The sequence below is a fragment of the Oceaniovalibus guishaninsula JLT2003 genome, assembly GCF_000299575.1.
Classification (GTDB): Bacteria; Pseudomonadota; Alphaproteobacteria; order Rhodobacterales; family Rhodobacteraceae; genus Palleronia; species Palleronia guishaninsula.
The window spans coordinates 1-1,286 of record NZ_AMGO01000035.1; the positions used below are offsets into that span (position 1 = coordinate 1).

The 1,286-nt window shown below is 61.5% G+C and carries 1 protein-coding gene; it reads left to right on the forward strand.

What is annotated here, in order from left to right; all coding sequences use genetic code 11:
- Nucleotides 1-1,286: S8 family serine peptidase (locus OCGS_RS14820; RefSeq protein ID WP_156801011.1), on the forward strand; the 1,286-nt coding region annotated here is incomplete at both ends.

Sequence of the window (1,286 nt, forward strand, 5' to 3'; positions counted from 1 at the left end):
ATCGGCCATTCCAGAACCACCTTTCGCCCTGGGCCCGCCTTATCGACCGCCTGGCCTATCGCTTCGGGCTGCTCTTTGTGGTGAGTGCCGGCAATCAGGTCTTCCCGTTCGGCATGCCTGACTATGCAACCAGCCGAGACTACGAGGCTGCAGACGCGGCAAGCCGCGCGAGATCGATGGTTGCTACGCTGCATGGCGTCATGGCGGACCGCCGCCTGCTATCGCCGGCAGAAACCGTGAACGGCATCACCGTCGCGGCCGGAAATATTGACGCTGTCGGTCCTGCGGATCGCGCACTGGCGCGAGCCTTGATCGATCCCTTTCCGGCTCACGTCGCGGCGAACCCTTCGAGCAGTCTGGGACCAGGGTTCGCCAGATCGGTCAAGCCGGACATTCTGATGCCCGGCGCCAAGGAACACATGACCTGTGTTGGCAATCACAAGCACATCGACGTTCGTCCGGCAGGCGCCTCGCGCGGCGCTGGTCTCAAGGTCGCGGCCCCACCACGTGCGGGTCGGGAGAACCTTGACGGATATTCGAATGGCACCAGCGCAGCAGCGGCGCTTGCATCGCGCACCTGTCACCGCATTCACGATGCCCTCGAGACGACCTATGGAGATGCGTTTCTGCGGATTCCACCGGTGCAGCGCGCCGTACTGCTGAAAGCCCTTTTAGTCCATCCGGCGCAGTGGCCTCGGGAGACGGCCGAACTCATCAAGTCCACACTTGGGCCTACTGGTCGCGGCCAGGCCTCAAAGCAGAAGGACAATGTTCGCCGCTTCCTCGGTTATGGTTATGTCGACGCTGATGACGCGATCGCATGCGCAGCAGATCGGGCAACGTTCTTCGCGACAGGAGTCCTTGGGGCCGATCGCATCGCAACCATCGATGTGCCGGTCCCGGTTGCAATTGGTGGAAAGGCGAGACCGCACAGTCTATCAGCGACTGTTGCGTGGTTTTCGCCGATCTTGCCGGGCCGCAAGAGCTATCGAAGCTGTCGGCTAAAGATCCTCGCACCGGCGGAACTCGACGCTCTCGGCGTATCGACAGAACGCTGGCATCCAGACGAAAACCAGAGCAATCGCGGAACAGTCAGCTCGCGGCGCTGGAGCGGAGCAAATGCACCCGTTGTCGCGCCCAACATGACAATACCACTTCTGGTGCAGCGCGATCCCGATCAAGGCGCAACCGTTGATGAGGCGATACCCTTTGGAGTGGCAGTGACAATTTCAATGCCGGGTGAAATCGGCATTTACGACGAGGTGCGTGCTCGCCTCGCACCGCAA